This is a genomic window from Paenibacillus peoriae, from assembly GCF_022531965.1.
GTDB classification, from domain to species: domain Bacteria; phylum Bacillota; class Bacilli; order Paenibacillales; family Paenibacillaceae; genus Paenibacillus; species Paenibacillus polymyxa_D.
Genome location: NZ_CP092831.1, coordinates 5722993 through 5745767, shown reverse-complemented (window position 1 = coordinate 5745767; position 22775 = coordinate 5722993). Strand labels below are relative to the sequence as shown.

Here is a 22775-nt window from a genome sequence, read left to right as displayed (position 1 = left end):
TAGATAGGGGCGCACTCACAAGAGGAGGTGCCCCTATCTATTTATGTTATATTTGTGCGGTTGGACGGATCACGATTTCGTTCACATCAATGTCAGCCGGTTGTTCAATTGCGAATCCAATTGCGCGGGCTACCGCGTCTGGTGTCATGGCTAGTTTATCCCGGATGACGGCGAGTTGATCTCTTATAGCCGGGTCTGTTAAACTTTCGGTGAAATTTGTCTGCACAATACCTGGCGAAATGATGGTTACGCGCAGTTTATCACCAGCCTCCTGGCGCAACCCCTCTGAGATGGCGCGTACGGCGAACTTCGTACCAGAGTAGACCGACTGGTTCGGAACGGTCTTGTGTCCTGCTGTAGAAGCAGTGTTCACGAAATGTCCGAAACCCTGTTTGCGAAAGACAGGCAACGCTGCAGCAATGCCATACAAAACGCCTTTAATGTTGACGTCAATCATGTGCTCCCAATCTTCCACGCGCAGATCATCGAGAGGGGATATAGGCATAACGCCAGCGTTGCTGACGAGAACATCCAGCTTCCCGTATCGTTCGCAAGCCAAAGTAACGAGGTTGCACAGATCCTCGCGCCGTCTAACGTCAGTGCGTGCATAGACAGCTTCGCCACCCCTATTCGTAATACGTGTCGCCAGTGCTTCAAGGCGGTCCACCCCGCGCGCCCCAAGCACGACTTTTGCTCCACGCTCGGCAAGCAACAGTGCTGTTGCTTCTCCAATTCCGCTGCTTGCACCTGTAATCACGACGACTTTGTTCTCTATTCTTCCTTCCAAACTCATAGCCCCATCCTTCTTTCTTTGATCTATTTGCCTTAGGCCCTTTGTTGGCCTTGCAAGTAAATTTTAAGTAGAATTCAATTGAGACAGGTAGACCGATCAAGTCCAATTCTTGCCTAATCCTATTCGGCGTGCATATAATTAGCACATCAATATTAGCGTTCAACGGAAAGGAAGGTGAAGCATGAATGGTTTCGTCTCCTCCCCCCTCTGATATTTCTACGAATCTACAAGAACTGATTCGTCTGATTGATCAACGCGCGTCTTCGGACGGTACGTTTGTTTCGTCTGTGCCAGGACTTTATTTCAGACGTGCAAGCCATGTGTCCGAGCTGAATCATACGGTCCATATGCCCTCCCTGTACGTGGTTGCGCAAGGCTCAAAGACAGCAATGCTGGCTGGAGAAAACTATGTGTACGATCCAACAACCTACATGGTCACATCAGTTCAACTTCCCGTAACTGGTAAAATAACTCAAGCCTCGTCGGAGCTTCCTTATCTCAGTCTTCAATTATCCATTAGTCCAGACGCCATCCTGGACATTATCAAGAAGAGTCCTCCTCCATGTAACGTTAAGACTGGACGCGGCATACTGGTGAGCCAATTTGACCCTCTGCTGCTTGATGCGCTGCTTCGGCTTGTCAGACTTTCGGATACGCCTGCGGATATTCAGTTTCTTGCGCCGCTTATCACGCACGAGATCCTTTATCGTGTATTACAAGGTGAGCAGGGAGCTTTAATCAGGCAATTTGCCGTAGTTGGCAGCTATGCACATAGCATCTCCAAAGCGATCCATCTGATTACCCGCGATTACTCTAAGCCTCTTGTGATCGAGGAATTGGCGAAGGAAGTAAACATGAGCCCTTCTTCCTTACACAAGCACTTTAAAAAGGTAACGGCTATAAGTCCTCTGCAGTATCAGAAGGCCATTCGACTGCAGGCTGCACGCCGCTTACTGCTCTCGGAGGGATTGGAGGCCGCCACTGTAGGCTTTCGCGTTGGCTATGAGAGTCCTTCGCAGTTCAGCCGAGAATATGGACGCATGTTTGGACGGCCACCGATGAGTGATGTTAAACATTTGCGTAATTCTCTTAGTGTCTCAGTTGATTGAGAAGTTTATCGGGTGATCCGTGGAGGTTAATATGAAAACTTTCATTTACATGGTGAGACATGGCGAATCACCAAAGACGGAAGGAAATGAAAGAACAAGAGGTTTGACTGATAAAGGTAAGTCAGATGCTTTTCAAATAACTGAGTTATTGAGAGGAGAGGGGATCGAGGTTTTCGTTTCAAGTCCATATCAACGGGCAATCCTAACCATTCAAGAATTAGCTCAATGCTCAGGACAAGAAGTTTTAATACTCGAGGATCTTAAAGAAAGAATTTTTTTGAATGAAGACAACCGAATGCCCGATGATGAATTATTCCCTTTGTTAGATAAGTCATTTTCTGATCCCAACTTTACTTTAACGGGAGGAGAGTCTAATGCAGTTTGTCAGAATCGAAGTATAACAGTCTTAAAGGAATTGCTAATAATCTACCGAGGACGGAAAGTCGCATTAGGCACTCATGGAGCTGTAATGACTTTAATGATGGGGCATTATGACAAGCAGTACGATTTGAATTTTTTACTACACACATCCAAGCCAGACGTATACAGAATGGAATTCAATGATCAGGAATTAGTTGAGGTGAAAAGATTGTGGAACATGCCGTAATAGTTTGTGAGGAAAAGGTATAAGGACTATTCTCCAAAAAGAGACCACCCCTAAAAAAGGATGATCTCTCTTCAAAGCTTTTCTTTTATAGCTATTGCGGTGAAGCGTTAAGCAGATCCTCGGCTATTTTTACCAGGTCTTCCTTGGTCAGTGGACTGTCCTGGTTATCAGATATGTTGAAGTGTAACCGTCTTTTTTCATCAAGCCAGCCCAGTCGGTTTTTTCCGGCCTCCAAGGGATTGCTTGTTTTGCTTGCCCTGATGTAATAGGCCTTGGTTCCTTTAATTGTCAGTTGCTCAGCCGAATCCTGTTCATTTTGCATGATGGTTGTCTTTGTGACTTCAGAAGTGTATTTGGTGACGGTAATGTTTACATAGTCGTTTCCTCTCGCATACCGGGCAAAGGAGGTGTCTGACTTGTCCCAGCTCAGCTTTTGAATAAACAGATTTTCACCCTCCGGTGCAGCTTGGGCCTGTTGCATCAGTTTATCGGTTAAAGCTCGATATTCCTTTTTATCCATCATCCTAGGATATGCAGCGCTTGGATAGACGTATCCGAATTCAAACTGATAGCCATCTGGTAGATGAGTGGGGTTGCTGAATAATGGAGCCTCAGTTCGCTTGATTTCATCTTGTAAGCTGTTGAAACTTGAAAGTTCAGCTGGCTTGTACGCAAACAGGGCCGGATTAGATAGGTTGTTCTGATTCATAGAATCGTCCTTGACGTAATAGGCAGCATACTCTCCGGGCTGCAGGCGATCTTTCACTTTTTCGTTCCACTGTGCGTAGGTGGAGGTATACGTTTTCGAAGCGTCCGTTTCGGCAGGTGTTTTGGCGGTATTTAATACAACGTCGCCCTTACTGTTGCGGAATTCAAGATATTGCGAAGCGGCGTATCCGGTCACAGAAGCCCCTAACACAAAAAGTAAGATCATAATGGGAGCGGTAATGCGCGGTTGAAGACGCATTTTTACAATGAACCCCTTTTTGGGCGTCACCTTTTGGTAGACCTGTTCCATCACTTTGTCAGAAACGTCAAAAGCTTGGATTTTTAGGACACTTTCTGGTTCTGTCAGCTTGTCCATGTTTTTTAAGTCTTTGTCTTTTGGATCGGTGTATTTCAGATTTTGTTCCTGATTTCTGCCTTGTAATTCACGCATTTCGGGTCCTCCTTTATGGGTTCCATCATTTTTTTGAGCTTTGTTTTTGTTCTGCCGTATTTTTTCTTGATAGCTTCCTCGCTCTTGTTCATAATTTCCCCGATTTCTCCAAACGTTTTTTCTTCAAAAATGCGCAGCACCAACAGGTTTCGTTCTTCTGCATTCAGTTGGTCTAATGCCCGGCTCAGCGGTTCACTGAAAAGCTGACGTTCCAAAACCTGCGCAGCACTGTCTGAAGTCATATTAGTTGAGGTGAACAGGGTAATCTTAAATTTGCGCTGTAGATTCTTCCTGCGAATCAAGTTCAGGCAGTGATGATAAGCCATTTTATACAGCCAGGAGGAGAAGCCCATTGTCGGTTTGTACATGTTAATTTTTTCAAAAGCTTTGACCAAAATATCCTGTACGGCTTCTTCTGCCTCATGCTCACTTCCTAATAGCCGCCAGCAATACACAAATATCTGACGCTGATACTCCTTCACAATGTAGGCGTAATCCTGGATTTCGCCAGCTTGAACTCGTTTGATTTTGTATTCGATTTCCTCATTCAAAAATTTAGGCACCTCCTCTGATCAAAAAGAAAACTATACCTGTATAACAAATGAAGATGACCGAAAGGGACACCTTTTCTAAATTTTTTTAGTATTAAATCTACTCTCTAAGAGAGTACGATAAAGCAGAACAATAATCACTCACGTAGTTAGTTTTATAGAGTTAAAGGTATATTGTGGAAGTGGGGGGTGTTAAAATGAAATTAAGATATTGATAAGAAGGAGGTCTACGGAATTCTTCATAAAAAGCCTTATGAGGACGCTTTGGGGCCATCTCGTAAATAAATAGGAGAGGATACGGTTTCTAATGAATGTAAGTGCTAAGAAATATAATTTTGATAATGTGATGCTTTACCTTCATGATCAAATGAAGCTGCTGCCTAACCTAGAATCAAAATACATTGGATTAACCATGCCATTTCCTCGACAAGTTGCGCTACGGAATAGGGTGGCTGAGAGTATTGAGACATTAATAGCATACGATGAGGATGTTTGTATTGCTGTTCATTTTAATCAATCTGCTGCTGGAGCTATTGAATATGAGAAAATAATTTTTATAGGAATTGATTACTTGCATCTCAAGAGAATCGCTGATTTTATGAAAAGACAAGATATAAACCTGAATATCAAAGACACCTGCATACTTTATAGAGAATGTACTGCTGACTTGAACATAAATTTGAAAGGCAATCATTCCAGAATAACAAGTTTAAATGACTTATTTGCAGGAGTCGAAATTCATATTGGTCATTTAGAGGCTGGGATGGGATATCAATATGAAAATAAACAAGTGAATGAAGATATTATTCATTACTGCTGTCATAAAGATGATGAGGAAGGTAAGGAGCATGGATACCAATTATTCGTAAAATCGTTAGATTACTTTTCCAGGAAATTGTTAGCTGAAGGATTTGTATTAGGGTACCCTGCTGTAGATTCAAAAATTAAAATGATGAAGGCTTCTTGTTCAATGTGTTTTTATCGGGATTATTATTACATTAGTGGAGCACATATATCACTCAGAACCGCTATGCAGCAAGCGGATTGGCAAATATGCGAACCATTGATGCAGATCCAAATGACCTGTAACAAGCTATATTTTGAAGAGAACTCCTTTTTTAGAGGGGTAGAAAATCGATGTATACTCAAGGACGAAGATGACTATAAGTTATCATTTAAATCTAGACTTTCCTCAATTATCGATATCCTAGAAGAGATGTATGACCATAAAAAAGATGTTTCGGACTTCCATATAGAATTAAACAGCTTTGTGCCAATTGAAGATGATACTCAGTTAACAGAAAAATTTAAAGTGATTTATGATATCGATAAATGGAAAGATGAATTAAACGATCAAGAGGTAAACTCGGCAATCCCGCCCGTTAGCTAACGAAAACTATCGGCTGTACGGGCGGGGTTGCCTCACCTTCTTTTATGCAGCATACTTCTACTTATTATTCCCTTTGCGTACCTTTAACAGCTTACCCTTTACGGTTGTATTCTTCATAATCTCAAGCACCAATGGACCCTTGCCATTCAGAATCTCGACATCTGTCACATTATCTAGAATCGTAATGATCCCGATATCATCTGCGTTGACTCCGTCAAGCTTAGCGATGGTCCCCACGAAGTCGACAGCTCTAAGTTTTTTCTTCTTACCGCCGTTAAAGTTCAGCTTCATAATCTGTTGGTTTAATTGCTCGCGCTTATCTTTTTTGAGTGCGGTTTTTACATGCAGTTTTTGCTCAAAATCTTCTCTACGGAGGTCAACAGCCTCTTCTGAGGGAGCCTTTACCTGCGGAATCGCGAATCCAATATATGCTTCGATATCAGCTAATCTTCGGCCATCCTTAGGAGTGATGAGGGAAATGGCCTTCCCCGTTTTGCCAGCACGTCCCGTACGTCCTGTGCGGTGAACATAGCTTTCCTTCTCAAGGGGAATATCGTAGTTAATGACATGGGTGATATTCGTGATATCAATTCCTCGTGCGGCAACATCTGTTGCAATCAAGTAACGAAATTGACCCCTTCTGAATGCATTCATTACCTCAAATCGCTCGTCTTGCTCCATGCCACCATGAATGCGATCACATGGATATTCAAGATCAGCCAATGCCCTGAATAATGTATCTACATTCTCCTGCGTACGACAGAAAATAATGCAGCTGTCAGGATTCTCAACAATGAGCAGATCTTGCAGTAGTGCCAGCTTGTCTGACTCCTTCACCTGAATAAGAGAGTGATCAATTGTAGCGGTCGTTATACCAGTCGCTTTAATCTCAATTCTAACAGGATCTTTCATATATTTACGTGACAGTGTGGCTACGTCCTCAGGGAAGGTAGCGGAGAATAACATGGTAACCCGATCACTAGGCAGCGCTTGAATAATCGACTGAACTTGCTCGATAAAGCCCATATTCAGCATCTCATCAGCTTCATCAATCACGAGATAGGCAATCCGATCTAACGGTAACGTCCCTCGTTCAATATGATCCAGTACACGTCCTGGCGTACCTACAGCCACATGCGTCCTTTGTTTTAACTCAGCCTTTTGGATATGAAAAGGATGTTTCCCATAAAGGGGTGTTGCTTTGATCCGCTTAAAGCGTCCAATATTCGTGATGTCTTCGGTGACCTGTAACGCGAGTTCACGGGTTGGCGTCAGGATTAAAGCTTGGGGCTTATTCTCATTCCAATCTACTAGCTCACAGATTGGAATGCCGTATGCTGCTGTTTTGCCGCTACCTGTTTGCGATTTGGCGACAAGATCCTTCTTTTCAAGCGCCACAGGAATGACTTCCGTCTGAATCTCTGTTGGCGTCTCATAGCCCAGGCTATTCAGCGCTCTTACAATTTCTTCACTTAATGCGTAATCTGTAAAATGCTTCTGACTCATTTTCAACCTCTTCTGCGCTGTATTTGAATACCATTACATATATAATGTCATCGTGTATCGAACTTATACTCATCTAGTATACTCTATATCCAGACAGCAAAGGGAGGCCATGAAGGCATGGGTATCAGCATGTTTCCATATCCGCATGCGTGAAAACATGTGTTACGAACAAAGGGCACCCAATCGGGTGCCCTTTGAACTGCCGTTAGCGCGGAAAATCGTATCAAAAGTATTGTTACGATGAAAAGTGAACCCAATCTCTCCCTTGGACAGCATCCATCTTTTTAAAGAAAATTTGAGCGCGTTTATTCTCGGTAGAAGTTATCCAGGCCATATGAGCATAGCCTTGATTTCGTGAGTATTTTTGACATTCTAAAAAAAGCTGTGTTTCTACTTCTGTATCTCTAAATGGTTCCAATACAAATAGATCGTTCATAACAGTGACTTTGTCTGCTTTCATCGTGCTAAAGGTAAAGAATAATGTAGCAAAGCCGATTAATTCTCCATTTTGTTCCGCCACAAATTGTATACCGCTTTGCTGCTCAAAAAGGGTGTGTATCAAATTATGGATTTTTTCGATAGGTGGCCTAGGGTTTTGATAAAAACCAACGATGTATTCATACATTAACTCGGTTAAACTGTTTAAATCATCAGGCTTAGCGTTCCTTATTAAAAATGACATTAGATGCACTCCCTTTTTTATTAGTTTTGAATTATTATACATAATAAAGCATATATATTCAAAACTGAATTCATTCCGAATTACTTAAGAAGTGTAAGTGTCACCTCTATCGTGTTATCAATAAATGATCGTTCTGGACGAGACTTTATCATTACGGTCAGTCCAATTAACGATACGACTAGCGCCTGTGATACAGCCTTCGCATTGAGCCCGATCTCAAGCTCACCTGATTGTATACCTCTTTCAATGGTTTCTTGAAATATAACCGCTAGGTACATTTGATGCTCCCTTGTAAGAATTTCAAACTTCTCATCATGGGGCGCAAGTTCAACCATTGTATTAATGCAAAAGCATCCTTTTCTAGGATTTTCCGCATATTCCTCATCGACCACACCTTCAAAGAAAGTCCGAAATGCTTCTTTTACAGATGGATTGCTTTGAAGTTTGGTTCGGATCAGAGAAGCACGGGACATCATGTATTTGCGCAGCGCAGCTTCGAACAATTCTTTTTTGCCTCCAAAAGTGGAATATATACTGGGTCGTTGAATTTCCATTCTGGAAGTTAAATCACTCAATGAGGTAGCTTCATATCCCTTCTCCCAAAATATTTGCATAGCTGCATCTAATACTTTATCTTCGTCAAATTCGCGGATTCGTCCCATAATCAATACCTCTCATTGTTCGTAATTTTATTCTTAATTCCATGACTCTGATCATAATTGTTAGGGGTCTTTATTTGCGTACCAGTTAGTATGTTATTATCTTATAATTAGCCCGTTATATTGTCAAATGCAGATTGGTTTATCGCACCAAGGAGATATCAGTATGAGGATAAATCAAAGATTTTTACTATATTTATTGACAGTACTCTTTTTAATGAGTTATATTTACTGGGAAAAATATTTTACCGATCGGTATGATATTTTACCGATATTTAATTAACATACAAAGAAAGCTATTAGAATAGGAGAGATGGACGATGGAGATAGGTATTACTTCGTTTGTAGAAACAAAGCCCGACGTTCAGACAGGTGAAGTGATAAGTCACGCACAGCGATTGCGCGAAGTTGTCGAGGAAATTATCCTTGCTGATCAAGTGGGGCTTGATGTGTTTGGTGTAGGTGAGCATCATCGGAAGGATTATTCTGCATCTTCACCAGCAGTTGTGCTGTCAGCGGCTGCAGCGCAGACGAAACGGATTCGGCTGACCAGTGCAGTGACAGTGCTTTCTTCAGCTGATCCCGTTCGCGTTTTTCAGGATTTTGCTACGCTGGATGGTATTTCGAATGGACGTGCGGAGATTATGGCGGGTCGAGGTTCCTTTATTGAATCTTTTCCACTGTTCGGCTATGACTTGGAAGACTATGATGAGCTGTTTGAACAACATTTGGAATTGCTCCTTAAAATACGGGAGTCCGAAAAAGTAACCTGGAAAGGCGGACATCGGCCAGCAATTAACAATTTGGGTGTGTATCCACGGCCGGTTCAGAATCCTTTACCCATATGGGTTGGCAGCGGGGGCAGGCAGGATTCTGCTATCCGGGCAGGTCTGTTAGGACTGCCCTTGATACTCGCGATCATTGGCGGGAATCCGGTAAATTTTGCACCACTTGTCCAGCTTTATAAGAAGGCAGCAGCGCACGCCGGTCATGAGGAATCAAAGCTTAGGGTTGGGTCGCACTCGATAGGATTTGTCGGAGAGAATAATGAGCAAGCTGCAGATACATATTTCCCTTCTACGATGGCAGGTATGAATAGATTGGGCAGGGAGCGGGGCTGGGCACATTATGATCGTTCTAGCTACGATGCCGCGCGCAGCTTTGAAGGTGCGCTGTATGTCGGCGATCCAGAGACTGTTGCCCAGAAGATCATTCACCTTCGCAAACATGTAGGTGTTACTCGCTTTATGTTGTATGTTCCGTTAAGCACGATGCCGCATGCCGAAGTGATGAGAGCCATTGAGCTGCTAGGAACAGAGGTAGCACCCCGAGTTCGGAAGGAAATAGCCAAGTGGGAAGCGGAGACGGAGAAAAGATTGTAAAAACCAAACATAGGAGTGATTTGCATGGATTTTGAAAATCGTTTATTACCAGAATTAAGGGCAGTAATCGCACAATTTTCTGGTTTTCAACTGGAAGAGAATTTAGAGCTGAGCAGAAGCTATTTGTCTAGTCCTCCTATTGAGCAGTCGGAGCACGTACGCACGACAAGCCGGATGATTCCGAGTGTAGCAGGCGAGATATTAGTCAAAATCTACGAACCTGCTCAGCGAACTGACGTTAGGCTTCCGGCCATGCTGTGGATTCACGGGGGAGGCTATGTGATGGGCCATCCTGATATGGACGATGCTTTGTGCGAACGCTTCGTGCAGGCGGCCAAATGCGTCGTCGTATCGGTCGATTACCGACTTGCTCCTGAGCATCCCTACCCGGCTGCCATCGATGACTGTTATGCCGCTTTGACGTGGATGACCGACGAAGCGGAGCTGCTGGGCATTGACTTAGATCGGGTCGCCATTGCAGGAGCAAGTGGGGGCGGCGGGCTGACCGCAGCACTTGCTTTAATGGCTCGTGACAAAGGTGGGCCAGCCCTCATTTTCCAAATGCCGCTGTATCCGATGATCGATGACCGCAGTATTACGGCGTCAAGTCATGAAATTACGGCCGATAACGCACCATGGAACCGGAAGAACAACTTGGCGGCCTGGAACATGTACTTAGGCAATCGTACCGAAGATAGCGAGGTGTCCCCATATGCGGTGCCGTCGAGAGCAGAAAGCTTGGCTGGCCTGCCGCCGGCTTATACGTGCGTAGGCCAGCTCGATCTATTCCGAGATGAGACGATCGAATATGTGGGACGCCTTGCCCAAGCGGGGGTGGACGTCGAATTCCATCTGTATCCCGGCACATTCCACAATTTTGAGGGAATAGTTCCACAAGCAGAAGTAAGCCAACGTGCTAGCCAAAGTTATGTAGACGCAATTGCAAGAGCCCTTAATCCTTAAACTATTAAATAGGCAGTCTCCAAAGTGATATGTTCCCAAAAGAGTAGGCAGGTTAAAACTTGCTACTGTAAGGGGAGCATATCACTTTTTGCATCAACCTTTTTTTGTCATTTCGGAGTTGTTTGGGATAAAGGAGCACCAGGTTTTCAGTCGCCCCGCAATGATGTAAAGTTTTTCGGGTAAAATCTTTACTTTTACATGTAGCAGATAATAACCTTACATTCTTATAATTGGTAATGTAAGCGATTTATTTAAGAGTAGGAATATTAAAAAACTATACGTATGAGGAGGAGATTGTATGTCGAAATTTAAAGTGGGCAAGTTGGTAAGCAGCTTGGCGTTGGCGGGTGTGTTGTTATCATCAGTTCTGATAAACCCGGCTAGTGCCAGTATGGCGAACGGTGGCAAATTCCTGGGGAATGTCATTGCGGGCAGTGTCCCTCCTAGTTACGGGACATACTGGAATCAAGTGACGCCGGAAAACTCGACTAAGTGGGAATCGGTTGAAGGCAACCGTAACAACATGAACTGGTCACAGGCCGATACCGCCTACAATTATGCCCGTAGCAATGGCTTCCCGTTCAAGTTCCATACGTTGGTATGGGGTGCCCAGGAGCCAGGTTGGGTTAGGGGGCTGTCGGCTGCTGATCAGAAAGCGGAAGTGACTCAGTGGATTAAAGCAGCAGGTCAACGCTATCCGAATGCGGAGTTTGTAGATGTGGTGAATGAGCCGCTGCATCAGAAGCCGTCCTATCGCAATGCCATTGGTGGTGACGGGCCGACCGGATGGGATTGGGTCATATGGTCGTTCCAACAGGCCAGACAAGCCTTCCCCAATGCTAAGCTGCTGATCAATGAATATGGAATTATCAATGATCCTTCGTTAACCGACCAATATGTCAATATTATTAATCAGCTCAAGAGCAGAGGCCTGATTGACGGAATTGGTATCCAATGCCACCAGTTTAGCATGGACACTGTTTCAGTTAACACGATGAACACTGTACTGAACAAGCTGGCGGCAACAGGATTGCCAATCTATGTGTCGGAGCTGGATATAACTGGCGACGACAACACCCAGCTTGCCAGATACAAGGAGAAATTTCCGGTATTATGGAAGCATTCTGCGGTGAAGGGAGTTACGCTCTGGGGGTATATCCAGGGACAAACTTGGAAGCCGAACACACATCTGCTGAACTCTAACGGCACGGAACGTCCCGCGCTCCAATGGCTGAGACAATATCTGCAAAGATAAGCTATGGGTGGCACTTAAACCCCAACAGATGCGAACTTTTGCCAAATGTCTGGGCTGGGTAGATGTTTATTTGAAGAAGTCTTGGCTGAAATGTTATACGCCCAAGGCTTCTTTTTATTTAGCTTAAACGAGGAGTGCCCTAATGAAGGGAAGGAACCACTTCATTAGGGCACTGGAGATTTACTACCACTATCGATCACTGCCAGTTTGTATGAAAGGACCCTGCTGCATCACTTCGTTCATAAGTATGGGCACCAAAATAATCCCTTTGTGCTTGCAAAAGGTTAGCATTTGAAATGCCTGTCCGGTAACTATCGAAATAAGTAAGTGAAGCACTTAAACATGGAAACGAAATAGCAGAATTAATACCCTCACAGACTACTTTTCGCAATCCCAATTGATATTCTTTAACTTTTTCAGCAAAATACGGGGCGATTAATAGATTAGCCAAATTCGGTTGTTCTTGATATGTTTCGCTTATTACGTTTAAGAATTCTGCACGAATGATGCAACCACCACGGAAAATAAGGGCAATATCCTGTAAAGGTAAATTCCATCCGTAAAGCTCAGAAGTCATTTTATATTGTATAAATCCTTGCGCGTAGGCACAAATTTTACCCATATAAAAAGCTTGTCTAATGTACTCAATCCACACAGCTTTATCTAAACTTCGCTGATCAATCTCTGGGCCTGTCAGGATATTTCCTGCATAAACTCGTTCTTCTTTTAAAGAGGAGATGTAACGGGCAAACAATGACTCTGTAATAATGGATGATGGGATTCCATGATCAATTGCTTGAATACTTGTCCATTTACCTGTACCCTTTTGCCCTGTTTTATCCAGAATCACATCGATCAGAGGTAAGCCTGTTATTTCATCTTTTTTTCGTAAAATCTCTGCGGTAATTTCGATTAAATAACTTTTCAGTTCCCCTTGATTCCATGTTTCAAAGATGTCGGCAATTTCATTAACAGATAAACATAGCCTCTTTCTTAAAAATGTATAGACTTCTGCGATTAATTGCATATCTGCATATTCAATTCCGTTATGTACCATTTTTACAAAGTGACCGGATCCTTTTGGACCCATATAAACACAGCAAGGATCTCCGCCCACTTGGTCTGCTATTTTTGTTAGAATAGGAGCTGCTTTTTCATATACGTCTTTATCTCCACCAGGCATGATTGAAGGTCCATGTAAAGCCCCAACTTCGCCGCCGGAAATACCGATTCCTAAATAACCGATTCCTTTTGACTTCAATTCATCATATCTACGTTCCGTATCTTTGTAATGGGAGTTACCACCGTCCATGATCACATCGCCTGCTTCAAGGAAGGGTACTAATGTACCTATTACCGAATCAACCGGTTTGCCCGCTGTTACCATAAGGAAAATTTTCCTTGGAGTTTTTAAGGAGCAGACAAAATCTTGAATTTCGTAGTAGGGATGGATGGAGTGACCTTCACTTTTTTTGACAAGATCGTCCGTTAAATCCCTCGTATAATTATAGACAGCGACTTGCTCGCCTTTACCAGCCATGTTTAAGGCGATATTACGGCCCATTACCCCTAAACCAATGACACCAATTGTGTTGGACATTTTTTCTGCTCCTTTTGTTTGAAATGAATAGGCCGTAGATCCTCACTTATAAACTTAGAAGATTCTAAGAAAAATAAGTGGGGGATCTACCGCCCGGGAATCGTGGTTTATACGAATAAACTTAGTACTAAAATAAATCCTAATCCGGCTACCGAAATGATGGTCTCAAGCAATGTCCATGTTGCAAATGTTTCTTTCATGCTTAAACCAAAATACTCTTTAAACATCCAGAAACCAGCATCGTTAACATGTGAAGCTATTAAACTACCCGCTCCCGTGGCGAGCACAACTAAAGCAAGATTAACGTCGGATTGTCCTAACATCGGTATAACTAAACCAGCGGTTGTTAAAGCTGCAACAGTTGCAGAACCTAAGGAAATACGTAAGATTGCAGCGATGATCCAGGCAAGTAAAATGGGTGATAATGTAGTTCCATTGAATAATTCAGCTACATAGTCGCCTACGCCGCCATTAATCAGTACTTGTTTGAAGGCTCCGCCGCCCCCAATGATTAAGAGCATCATCCCAATATGAGTAATAGCCGTTGTACAAGATGCCATTACATTTTTGATTGGGATTTTTCTTGCTATTCCCATGGTGTAGACAGCTACCAGTAAGGAAATTAACATGGAAGTTGATGCATCACCAATAAAACGGATCGCTGCTAGTAAACTATTATCTTCAAATCCCATTGTTTTTTGAAGCAAAGTTATAATCGTAGCAATAGACATTAAAATGACAGGAAGCATTGCAGTAAATACACTGATTCCAAATCCAGGAGTTTCCTCGGACTTAAATACTTTTTGTTCACCTAAAGAGGCAATATTACCAGTTTTCGTAAATGATGCAGGTACGAGTTTTTTGGCAAGCTTCGTAAATACAGGTCCAGCTAAGATAACGGTTGGAATGGCAATAATGAAACCGTAAAGTAAAACCTCACCAAGGTTCGCGCCATATTCACGGGCAATAACTGTCGGCCCTGGGTGTGGAGGTAAGAAACCGTGTGTTACGGATAAAGCTGCAATCATCGGAATACCGAGATGTAAGATAGAAACCTTTAATTGTTTTGAAATGGCAAATACGATTGGAATTAATAATACTAATCCTACTTCAAAAAATAGCGCTACACCGATAATGAATGAAGCAGCTACGACCGCCCATTGAATATTTTTTTCACCAAATTTGTCTACGAGGGTCATGGCAATTCGTTGAGCACCACCAGAATCAGCGATCAACTTACCTAACATCGCTCCAAGTCCAAAGATTAACGCTAAGTGACCAAGGGTTCCGCCTAATCCGGCTTCGATGGTTTTGACAATTTCCTCTAATGGCATTCCAAGTGCTAGAGCGACACCGAACGATACAATGATTAATGAAATAAAGGTGTTCAATTTGAAGCCCATGATTAAAACGAGTAATGCTAAAATTCCAATCGCTACGATAACTAATGGCATTGTAATTACCCCCTGCTTTTTATCTTTTTAGTGTTTAATTAAGCTTCTTTGATAATTGGAAATCCGTGTATAATCGTCTTCTAATACTCTGGATAGGTTAATGAAAATCGGCAGCAATTTCCTGTATTCCTTGGTTGCTTCTTCTTTTGGTGTATGTTTGTTGGTACTGCCAACCATTTCAGAGACGACTTCAAAGGACTGGATTTTTCCGGTGGCATACAAGCCTAAAATACAAGCTCCTAGACAAGAACTTTCGTAGCTTTCTGGAACGACGACTTCAGATGCGAATATATCGGACATCATTTGCCGCCAAACTTCTGACCTCGCGAAGCCTCCAGTAGCTTGAATTCGGGTCACGGGACCGTCCATGCATTCAGTTAATGCCAAAAATACGGTGTACAAATTGTAAATGACTCCTTCTAGGGCTGCGCGAATCATATGTTCTTTCTTGTGTGACATCGTCAAACCGAAGAATGAGCCACGTACATCTGGATTCCATAATGGCGCACGTTCACCAGCCAGGTATGGATGGAATAACAATCCGTCAGATCCTGGTCTTACACGTTCAGCAATCTTGGTTAGTACATCATATGGATCAATTCCTAGTCTTTTCGCTGTTTCTACTTCTGATGAGGCAAGTTCGTCACGGATCCAGCGAAGGACCATCCCGCCATTGTTCACCGGCCCCCCAATAACCCAGTGCTTTTCTGTTAAGGCATAACAAAATATTCTTCCCTTTTCGTCTGTTTGAGGCTTGTCTATAATGGTTCGAATGGCACCGCTTGTCCCAATTGTGACGGCAACCTCGCCTTTTCGTATCGCATTTACACCTAGATTAGAAAGGACTCCATCGCTAGCTCCAATAACAAACGATGTTTGTGGATCGATCCCCATCTTTTTTGCTAAATCTGAATCACAGTTGGTAAATATCTGGGTTGTTGGCACGAGCTCAGATAATTGAGAAGGGGTTATACCCGCAATTTTTAATGCTTCTTCATCCCAATCTAATTTTTCTAGATTCATCATGCCCATGGCAGAAGCTAGGGAATAATCCACTACATATTGATCAAAGAACTTTTTGAAAATATATTCTTTAATTCCGATATACTTTTTAACCTTGACAGCGGTTTCAGAAAGATCATTCACAATCCAAGCTATTTTTGTTAAGGGTGACATGGGGTGAATGGGTGTTCCTGTTCGTTTATAGACTTCATGGCCATTCAGCTCATCTTTTATTTTATGTGCCCATGCTTCACTTCGATTATCTGCCCAAGTAATACAAGACGTAAGCGGGCGGTCATGTTCATCCATCGCAATGACACTATGCATGGCACTGCTAAATGAAACAAACGATAGCTTTTTTTGTGAGTGATATTTCATGATATTCGAAATGGCCTGTAGGACAGCCTGAAATATCTCTTCTGGATTTTGTTCAGCTGTCGCTATGTCCGGTGTATAAAGCGGGTATCCAATATTCTCTTGTTGGATGACTTCGCCCTTTTCGCTAAATAGAACGGCTTTCGTACTTGTGGTCCCGATATCTACACCCAACATATAGTTAGTCATTTGGTTGCACGACTCCTTTAGATAGCATTTGTTGTGACATCCATAGGTCTTCTACTTTACCTTGAACATCATCAAAGTTTTCATGTAAAGACTTGATCATGAGGTCTCTATCTTTTGCTTTGATTGCTTCAATATAAAGTTCGTGATTGTTTATAATCCGTGTAAAATCTTCATACTTTTCTTTGAAACGCATACGCATCGACAAAAGAATGAGACTTTCCATAACAGGCTTTAGATTATTCCAAATCATCAGAATATGAGAATGATTGACTGCACGAATAATCGTTTCATGGAATAAGACATCTTGATATGAAAACTCATCAGCATCACCATATTTAATGGCGACTTTCATCATTTCGAGTATTTTACTAAGTTCCTTCGCCAAATCATCAGTGTCCATCTTTACAAGACGTTCAAATACGAAGGATTCTATGAGCAGACGGACATCATAAATTTCTTCTATTTCTTTTTCTGATAAACCAATAACAACGGCTCCCATTCTTTCTAATCGAATGATATTTTCGGATGCCAGTATTTTTAACGCTTCACGAATGGGTGAGCGACTTACAGTGAAATCAGCAGCTAGTTTATTTTCAGATAATATGGTACCGCTTTCAATCCCGCCAGAAATAATGCGCATTCTAAGCTCGGAAGTTACGCGATCACCAGCTGAGGCTTTTAAAAGCCATTTGGAGGGATATAGGAATTCTGATTCGACCATCATTTCACCTTCTCAATTAATCAAGTATACTTGTATACAGGTATTATAATCTTAAATTTTAAATTTGCAAGCGTATTCATTAAATTTGTTTTGTAAGCCTGTTCGGACTTTTTTGTGCAAATGCACAATCAATTTCGTCTGTTCTTCAATATTTTTCACATACAGCAATCGATATAATGAAAGCGTAATCAAAAATTGCCCGGGGGGTTAGACAGATGGAAGGATTGACGATCAGTTGGATAGGGGCTCTGGCAGGGCTGGCTATTGCAATTATTCTGATATTAAGAAAGCTGAATCCGGTTTATGCTTTATTTTTGGGAGCTATTGTAGGCGCTTTATTGGGCGGAGCCAATCTGGAGCAGACGATCAGCGTGTTAATAAGCGGTACGCAAAGTGTGATGGGGACGGTCATTCGTGTGCTTGCCGCAGGTGTATTGGCAGGCGTAATGATGGAATCCGGGGCGGCGGAGACGATTGCGCAGGCTATTGTAAAGAAATTTGGCGGTAGTAAAGCGATACTCGCACTAGCCTTAGCGACGATGATTATTACGGCGGTAGGTGTATTTATTCCCGTTGCCGTGCTGATTGTGGCACCTATTGCATTGTCGGTCGGTAACAAAATGGGGATTTCCAAGCTGGCGCTCCTGTTGGCTTTGTCTGGAGGCGGAAAAGCGGGGAACATCATCTCTCCCAATCCTAATACGATTGCGGCGGCGCGCGGATTTAATCTGGATTTAAGCCACGTGATGTTGGCGGGCGTGGTTCCTGCGATATGCGGTTTAATCATGACTGTATTGGTGGCATCTATGTTGAAAACCAAAGGTGTGAAGGTGTCCGACCAGGATATTATGGACAGTGATGTCGATACATCGAAATATCCAGCGTTGGGACGGGCGATTGTAGCCCCGCTGGTAGCTGTTATTTTGCTGATGATTAACCCGATTGGTTCCATCTCCGGCATTGAAGCACTTTCGAGTTTCAAGGTGGATGCGATGTACATTTTGCCGATCGCCGGGATTGTGGGTATGCTGGCCATGGGACAAGGGCGCAATATCCTGAAGTATTCGGCCTCCGGTTTAAATAAAATGACAGCGACTGTGCTGATTTTGATCGGTGCAGGCGGGATTGCCGGTCTGATCTCTGCCTCCAACTTGTCTGCACAGGTGGTTGGCCTGATTGAAGCTTCGGGAGTTTCCGGTACATTTTTGGCACCGCTTGCAGGTATTCTGATGGCAGCCGCCACGGCGTCCACCTCGACGGGAGTTATTTTGGCGACAGGCTCGTTTGGGGAAGCCATTCTGAACATGGGGACGGCCCCGCTCGCCGCAGCTGTGATGGTGCATACAGGAGCTACAGTCATTGATTCCTTGCCGCAGGGCAACTATTTTCACGTCACGGCAGACAGCATGAAAATGAGCATTAAACAACGGATGGGATTGATTCCTTACGAAGCTATTGTGGGTGGGACGATGGCAATTGTAGCGACACTCATGTATGGATTTTTACTTTAATATTTACAATGGGGTGAGAAGATGAGAGAGAAAACATTTGTGCTGGCACCAGATTCTTTTAAAGAAAGCATGACGGCTAAAGAAGTGTGTATCGCGATGGAGAAAGGACTGCGCAAGGTCTATCCAGCAGCGAATTACGTCCACGTACCGATGGCGGACGGCGGTGAAGGAACGGTGCAGTCACTGGTGGATGCGACAGGCGGACAGGTTCGTTATATTGAGGTGACAGGACCACTTGGAGAACCTGTAACTGCTGCATACGGCTTGCTGGGAGACGGCACCACGGCGGCAATCGAGATGGCATCCGCCAGTGGAATCCATCTGGTTAACAAGGATAACAAGAACCCGTTAAAGACAACCACCTACGGTACAGGGGAGTTAATCCGTGAATGTCTGAACCAGGGAATTCGAAAAATTATCATCGGCATTGGCGGAAGCGCGACGAATGATGGCGGTACAGGCATGGCGGAAGCACTGGGCGCCAGATTTCTGGATGCAACAGGCAATACTCTTCCGCGCGGTGGCGGTAGTCTGGGCGAGCTGGCCAGTGTCGATATTTCATCACTGGATGGCCGGTTGCAGCAGGTACAACTGATTGTAGCCTGTGATGTGACAAATCCGCTGTGCGGAGAGCATGGGGCCTCTCAAGTATTCGGGCCACAAAAAGGGGCAACCCCGGAGATGGTGCAGCAATTGGATGCCAATCTTGCCCATTACGCCGATGTGGTGAAGCAGCAACTAGGCAAGGATGTGCGCGATCTCCCAGGCGCAGGCGCAGCAGGTGGATTGGGTGCGGGCTTATTGATTTTCACTCAAGCGGCGCTGCAAAAAGGCATTGAAATTGTGATTGAATACACCGGTTTAAAACAAAAGCTTGCCACGGCCGATATCGTTTTGACGGGGGAAGGCGGTATTGATTTTCAGACTAAATTCGGTAAAACTCCTTATGGAGTAGCTCAGGCGGCCAAACAGTCTGGCAAAAAGGTTATTGCGGTTGCAGGTTATATCGGGGAAGGGATCGACACGTTGTACAAGGAAGGAATAGATGCGGTGTTCGGCATCGTACCGGGAGCCTCGGAGCTCGGTAAGCTGCTGGCCGAAGGGCCGCAAAACGTAGAGCGTACGTGCGAGAATATCGCAAGAGTACTTCAATTCAGCGAGAAGTGAACCGAATAATACGAGCGCTCGCCTGTAATCCCGAGCTTAGCTAAAGCCGGATTGACTGAGAAATTGGGAGTGCGGCGAGCGGATACATGATATTTCTGGCGTATGGTCAGGGGCGTGAAACAGCTGTTCATTGATACAGTGCCAATAAGCCGTGCGTAAGCTCAAAAAGCTGAAGGAGATTCCGGGGATCTTTACCAGTTAAGGTATGGATGCGCTTCAGGCGGTATTGCAGCGTATTTCGGTGAATGTTTAATTCATCTGCCGTAAAGGAGACACTGCCGTTATGGTTAATAAAGCTTCGCAGCGTATCCAGCAAATCCACGGTATCCTCCAGCTTGCTCACCAGATAGATCGTGTTCGTCAGGTTCGTTTGACTCAATTTGACCAGAAATTCGACTTCCGCAAAAGAAATTTTTTGCACAGGCGGGCGCAAAGCCAGTAAAACATTCATAGCTGACTTGGCTTGCATATAAACATCCGCAATGTTGTGCTCTTGTCTGCTGACCGTAATCAGCACATCGGGATGGCTGCGCACAAGTGGCTCTAGCAGTTTGTCTGTCGGTTCCTGATTTTGTATTAGGACGAGATAACAATCTTCCTCCATACGAAAGGAGGGATGCTGCATGAATATATTGGACAACTCGGCTAAATGAGCTGGATCAGCAGGCAGATACTTTACATATACAGCCGAAGTTTTTAGAAGCAAATCAATGTGATATTGAGCTGCTTCTTTTTTTATTTTTTGCGTGTAGGCTCCCTGATGATTCAATAACATTTCCAGCACAGATTTTTTGCGATTGGCTTCATAGGCCAGATGCTCCAATGAGATGCGCTGTTCGATCAGGAGAGATACTGTAGTTTTAACAATATTGCAAAAAGGACGCACTTCATCAGGATTGCCTGAAATACCAATCACGCCAACTAACTCATGATGAATGACAATCGGTTCGTTGGTTCCCTTTTTCTCATAGTGGCCGTCCTGCCACACTTCAATCATTTTCCCGGTTTCGAGCGCCTGAACAGCGCCTTGGTGAATGGTTCCGATTCGTTCACTCTCGCCGCTGCCAATGATGATGCCTCGTTCATTCATTATATTGATATTGTATGGAATATCCTTCATCATTTTGTCTACGATGTCTTGGGCTTGTTTTTCGGAGAGCTGAAACAAATCCGGATTCCTCCTTTATCTATCGTGATATAGTGTACCTTAATGTACTACCTTTATGAAAGGGTTTCCAATTTATTGTGCATCTGAACAATATGATAAGGCAGGTCGCCGAGCATGTCAGTCCATTTTATCATAGATGTGAAGAATCGTTGTACGCAAAAAAACAGGGCTCTAAGGAGCACCTGCTTTTTGTGTCTATCCTTTTTATTGCCAGCCACGCTGACTAATGACGAACCTCGCGGAAGCTATAGATAATGTCGTGCAGTTCTTTCTTTAAACGGCCGTCTTTAGACGCTGGGGCATATCCTAGCACCTGGTAGTAATCCTTTTCGGTCTCTATAATCGCTACGTGGGTGATATATTTATCCACATCTTTTTTACCTTTAATCGCGAACTCAAGGGCAGGATATCCATGAATGGTTGTATTAGAGACAGGTCCTACACTGGACAGGTTCCACTCTTTGGTTAAGTTATTTTCAGCTTTCTTACCATACTGTTGGAGAGTTATATTGCCCAATTGCTTTTTCGAGTGGGATAGTACCACAACGGACTTTTGAATGTACGGATTAAATATCGCAATCTCTGCTTTTCCTTCACGGTCCGGATCTGTTGACCAGTCCAGTGGGGCTGTGATTTGAAATCGTCCATCTTTACTCACATAGCTTTGCTCTTTCTTGCTCACTGGAGCTTCAGGAGGCACGTAACTATTTGCCAGTATAAAAATAGCATTTACAAACGAGGCTCCCAAGATCACTATGGCGGTAAAAAATATAAACAGCGAACGTTTCATTGTCTTTTTGCTAATCGGCTCTAAATCCCGTACCTTTACAACATATGTACCTGCAGCTAAATCACCAATTCGTTGTCTAGATGCAGTTACTAACACGCTGATACCAGCAGGTATCCCACCCATTAGCAACGGATTGGTATCGATTAGCCTGAGCAGCGTACGAATGAGTGATTTAAGAAAACCAGGAGGCTTACCTTCCCCGTTAACCACCTTAATACGAAAGACGAACTTACCCAGCGTATAGCCTGTGTAACCTTCCAAAAGCAAATAATAGCTGAAGAAAGCAATAAGCAGAATACAACGGGATGCAATCGCTAAAGGCCAAAACCATCTATCCGTTATTTGAATGACAGAAATAAAGAAACAAATATACCCAAGATAAAAAAATATGCAATCAAAAACTGTTGCTCCCCACCGTCTAAACAGAGTAGAGTTCCCGTATGTTTTTGATAACGCCGCCATCCTGTTTGGATCTACCCCATAATTTTGACCATGCCGAATGTACATCTGTCTTGAAGATTCCTGCGGGTTGTGTGGTACGTGCTGTTCGTCCAAAAAATACACCTCTTCTTAATAATTAAAAACACACTCCTTATATTAACGGTCATTTTACAATCCATGTTTAGGAAAACATTCTATAAACAAAGAAATTATTATAAATATCCCTTCCTCTCATTTACTCTATAATTGGAAGAAGAAAGTAACGATAGACTCGGGAGGTATGGGTATGCAAGAAGAGCTG

At 43.5% G+C, this 22775-nt stretch carries 20 protein-coding genes; 8 read left to right on the top strand and 12 right to left on the bottom strand.

Annotated elements, in window-relative coordinates:
- Positions 1-46: 46 nt before the first annotated feature.
- Complete coding sequence (locus MLD56_RS25510; protein ID WP_049817054.1) at positions 47-793, bottom strand: SDR family oxidoreductase; 747 nt, start codon at positions 791-793, stop codon at positions 47-49.
- Positions 794-978: 185 nt separating this feature from the next.
- On the opposite strand from MLD56_RS25510, the gene MLD56_RS25505 reads away from it, so the two are divergent.
- Together MLD56_RS25505 and MLD56_RS25500 are read left to right on the top strand one after the other, a co-directional pair.
- Positions 979-1902 (top strand): AraC family transcriptional regulator, encoded by a 924-nt coding sequence (locus MLD56_RS25505; RefSeq protein ID WP_029518889.1) that lies wholly within the window; start codon positions 979-981, stop codon positions 1900-1902.
- 31 nt (positions 1903-1933) lie between these two features.
- Complete coding sequence (locus tag MLD56_RS25500; RefSeq protein ID WP_029518888.1) at positions 1934-2509, top strand: histidine phosphatase family protein; 576 nt, start codon at positions 1934-1936, stop codon at positions 2507-2509.
- A 91-nt stretch (positions 2510-2600) separates the two neighbouring features.
- Here MLD56_RS25500 and MLD56_RS25495 read toward each other — a convergent pair whose 3' ends face one another.
- Complete coding sequence (locus MLD56_RS25495) at positions 2601-3668, bottom strand: DUF4367 domain-containing protein (protein ID WP_029518887.1); 1068 nt, start codon at positions 3666-3668, stop codon at positions 2601-2603.
- The gene (locus tag MLD56_RS25490) at positions 3629-4219 is read right to left on the bottom strand and encodes an RNA polymerase sigma factor (RefSeq protein ID WP_029518886.1); all 591 of its coding nucleotides are present in this window, start codon (positions 4217-4219) and stop codon (positions 3629-3631) included. The genes MLD56_RS25495 and MLD56_RS25490 overlap by 40 nt, the downstream gene beginning before the upstream one ends.
- 307 nt (positions 4220-4526) lie before the next feature.
- Between MLD56_RS25490 and MLD56_RS25485 the strand changes: the two genes are divergently transcribed.
- Positions 4527-5609 (top strand): elongation factor G, encoded by a 1083-nt coding sequence (locus MLD56_RS25485; RefSeq protein ID WP_239645252.1) that lies wholly within the window; start codon positions 4527-4529, stop codon positions 5607-5609.
- Positions 5610-5666: 57 nt separating this feature from the next.
- Here MLD56_RS25485 and MLD56_RS25480 read toward each other — a convergent pair whose 3' ends face one another.
- The 3 genes from MLD56_RS25480 to MLD56_RS25470 all read right to left on the bottom strand — a co-directional run bounded on the left by MLD56_RS25480 (position 5667) and on the right by MLD56_RS25470 (position 8459).
- Positions 5667-7115, bottom strand: coding sequence for a DEAD/DEAH box helicase (locus MLD56_RS25480; RefSeq protein ID WP_029518884.1), 1449 nt, complete (start codon positions 7113-7115; stop codon positions 5667-5669).
- Between the two features lie 235 nt (positions 7116-7350).
- The gene (locus MLD56_RS25475; protein ID WP_029518883.1) at positions 7351-7797 is read right to left on the bottom strand and encodes a GNAT family N-acetyltransferase; all 447 of its coding nucleotides are present in this window, start codon (positions 7795-7797) and stop codon (positions 7351-7353) included.
- Between the two features lie 80 nt (positions 7798-7877).
- Positions 7878-8459 carry a TetR/AcrR family transcriptional regulator gene (locus MLD56_RS25470; RefSeq protein ID WP_029518882.1) on the bottom strand — a complete coding sequence of 194 codons (582 nt, stop codon included), beginning with the start codon at positions 8457-8459 and terminating at the stop codon, positions 7878-7880.
- A 317-nt stretch (positions 8460-8776) separates the two neighbouring features.
- Here MLD56_RS25470 and MLD56_RS25465 point away from each other — a divergent pair, with 317 nt between their 5' ends.
- From MLD56_RS25465 to MLD56_RS25455, 3 genes are all read left to right on the top strand, one after another.
- Complete coding sequence (locus MLD56_RS25465) at positions 8777-9838, top strand: LLM class flavin-dependent oxidoreductase (protein WP_029518881.1); 1062 nt, start codon at positions 8777-8779, stop codon at positions 9836-9838.
- 24 nt (positions 9839-9862) lie between these two features.
- Complete coding sequence (locus MLD56_RS25460) at positions 9863-10801, top strand: alpha/beta hydrolase (RefSeq protein ID WP_029518880.1); 939 nt, start codon at positions 9863-9865, stop codon at positions 10799-10801.
- Positions 10802-11099: 298 nt separating this feature from the next.
- The gene (locus MLD56_RS25455) at positions 11100-12056 is read left to right on the top strand and encodes an endo-1,4-beta-xylanase (protein WP_029518879.1); all 957 of its coding nucleotides are present in this window, start codon (positions 11100-11102) and stop codon (positions 12054-12056) included.
- A 196-nt stretch (positions 12057-12252) separates the two neighbouring features.
- On the opposite strand, the gene gnd is transcribed toward MLD56_RS25455, so the two are convergent.
- From gnd to MLD56_RS25435, 4 genes are all read right to left on the bottom strand, one after another.
- Positions 12253-13656, bottom strand: coding sequence for a decarboxylating NADP(+)-dependent phosphogluconate dehydrogenase (gene gnd / locus MLD56_RS25450; RefSeq protein WP_029518878.1), 1404 nt, complete (start codon positions 13654-13656; stop codon positions 12253-12255).
- 107 nt (positions 13657-13763) lie between these two features.
- Positions 13764-15110, bottom strand: coding sequence for a GntP family permease (locus tag MLD56_RS25445; protein ID WP_029518877.1), 1347 nt, complete (start codon positions 15108-15110; stop codon positions 13764-13766).
- A 27-nt stretch (positions 15111-15137) separates the two neighbouring features.
- Positions 15138-16676: a gluconokinase gene (gene gntK, locus MLD56_RS25440; protein ID WP_029518876.1), complete on the bottom strand. Its 1539-nt coding sequence runs from the start codon at positions 16674-16676 to the stop codon at positions 15138-15140.
- On the bottom strand, positions 16669-17400 hold the full coding sequence (locus tag MLD56_RS25435) for a GntR family transcriptional regulator (protein ID WP_029518875.1): 732 nt from the start codon (positions 17398-17400) through the stop codon (positions 16669-16671). Before MLD56_RS25435 ends, gntK begins: the two co-directional genes overlap by 8 nt.
- A 212-nt stretch (positions 17401-17612) precedes the next feature.
- Between MLD56_RS25435 and MLD56_RS25430 the strand changes: the two genes are divergently transcribed.
- Positions 17613-18908 (top strand): GntP family permease, encoded by a 1296-nt coding sequence (locus MLD56_RS25430; protein ID WP_025719225.1) that lies wholly within the window; start codon positions 17613-17615, stop codon positions 18906-18908.
- 21 nt (positions 18909-18929) lie between these two features.
- The gene (locus MLD56_RS25425; protein WP_029518874.1) at positions 18930-20075 is read left to right on the top strand and encodes a glycerate kinase family protein; all 1146 of its coding nucleotides are present in this window, start codon (positions 18930-18932) and stop codon (positions 20073-20075) included.
- Between the two features lie 127 nt (positions 20076-20202).
- Here the strand turns inward: MLD56_RS25425 and MLD56_RS25420 are convergent, their stop codons facing one another.
- Both MLD56_RS25420 and MLD56_RS25415 read right to left on the bottom strand, forming a co-directional pair.
- Positions 20203-21243, bottom strand: a complete 1041-nt coding sequence (locus tag MLD56_RS25420; protein ID WP_029518873.1) for a CdaR family transcriptional regulator — start codon at positions 21241-21243, stop codon at positions 20203-20205.
- Between the two features lie 223 nt (positions 21244-21466).
- Positions 21467-22597 (bottom strand): RDD family protein, encoded by a 1131-nt coding sequence (locus MLD56_RS25415; RefSeq protein WP_239645251.1) that lies wholly within the window; start codon positions 22595-22597, stop codon positions 21467-21469.
- Positions 22598-22775: the final 178 nt, after the last annotated feature.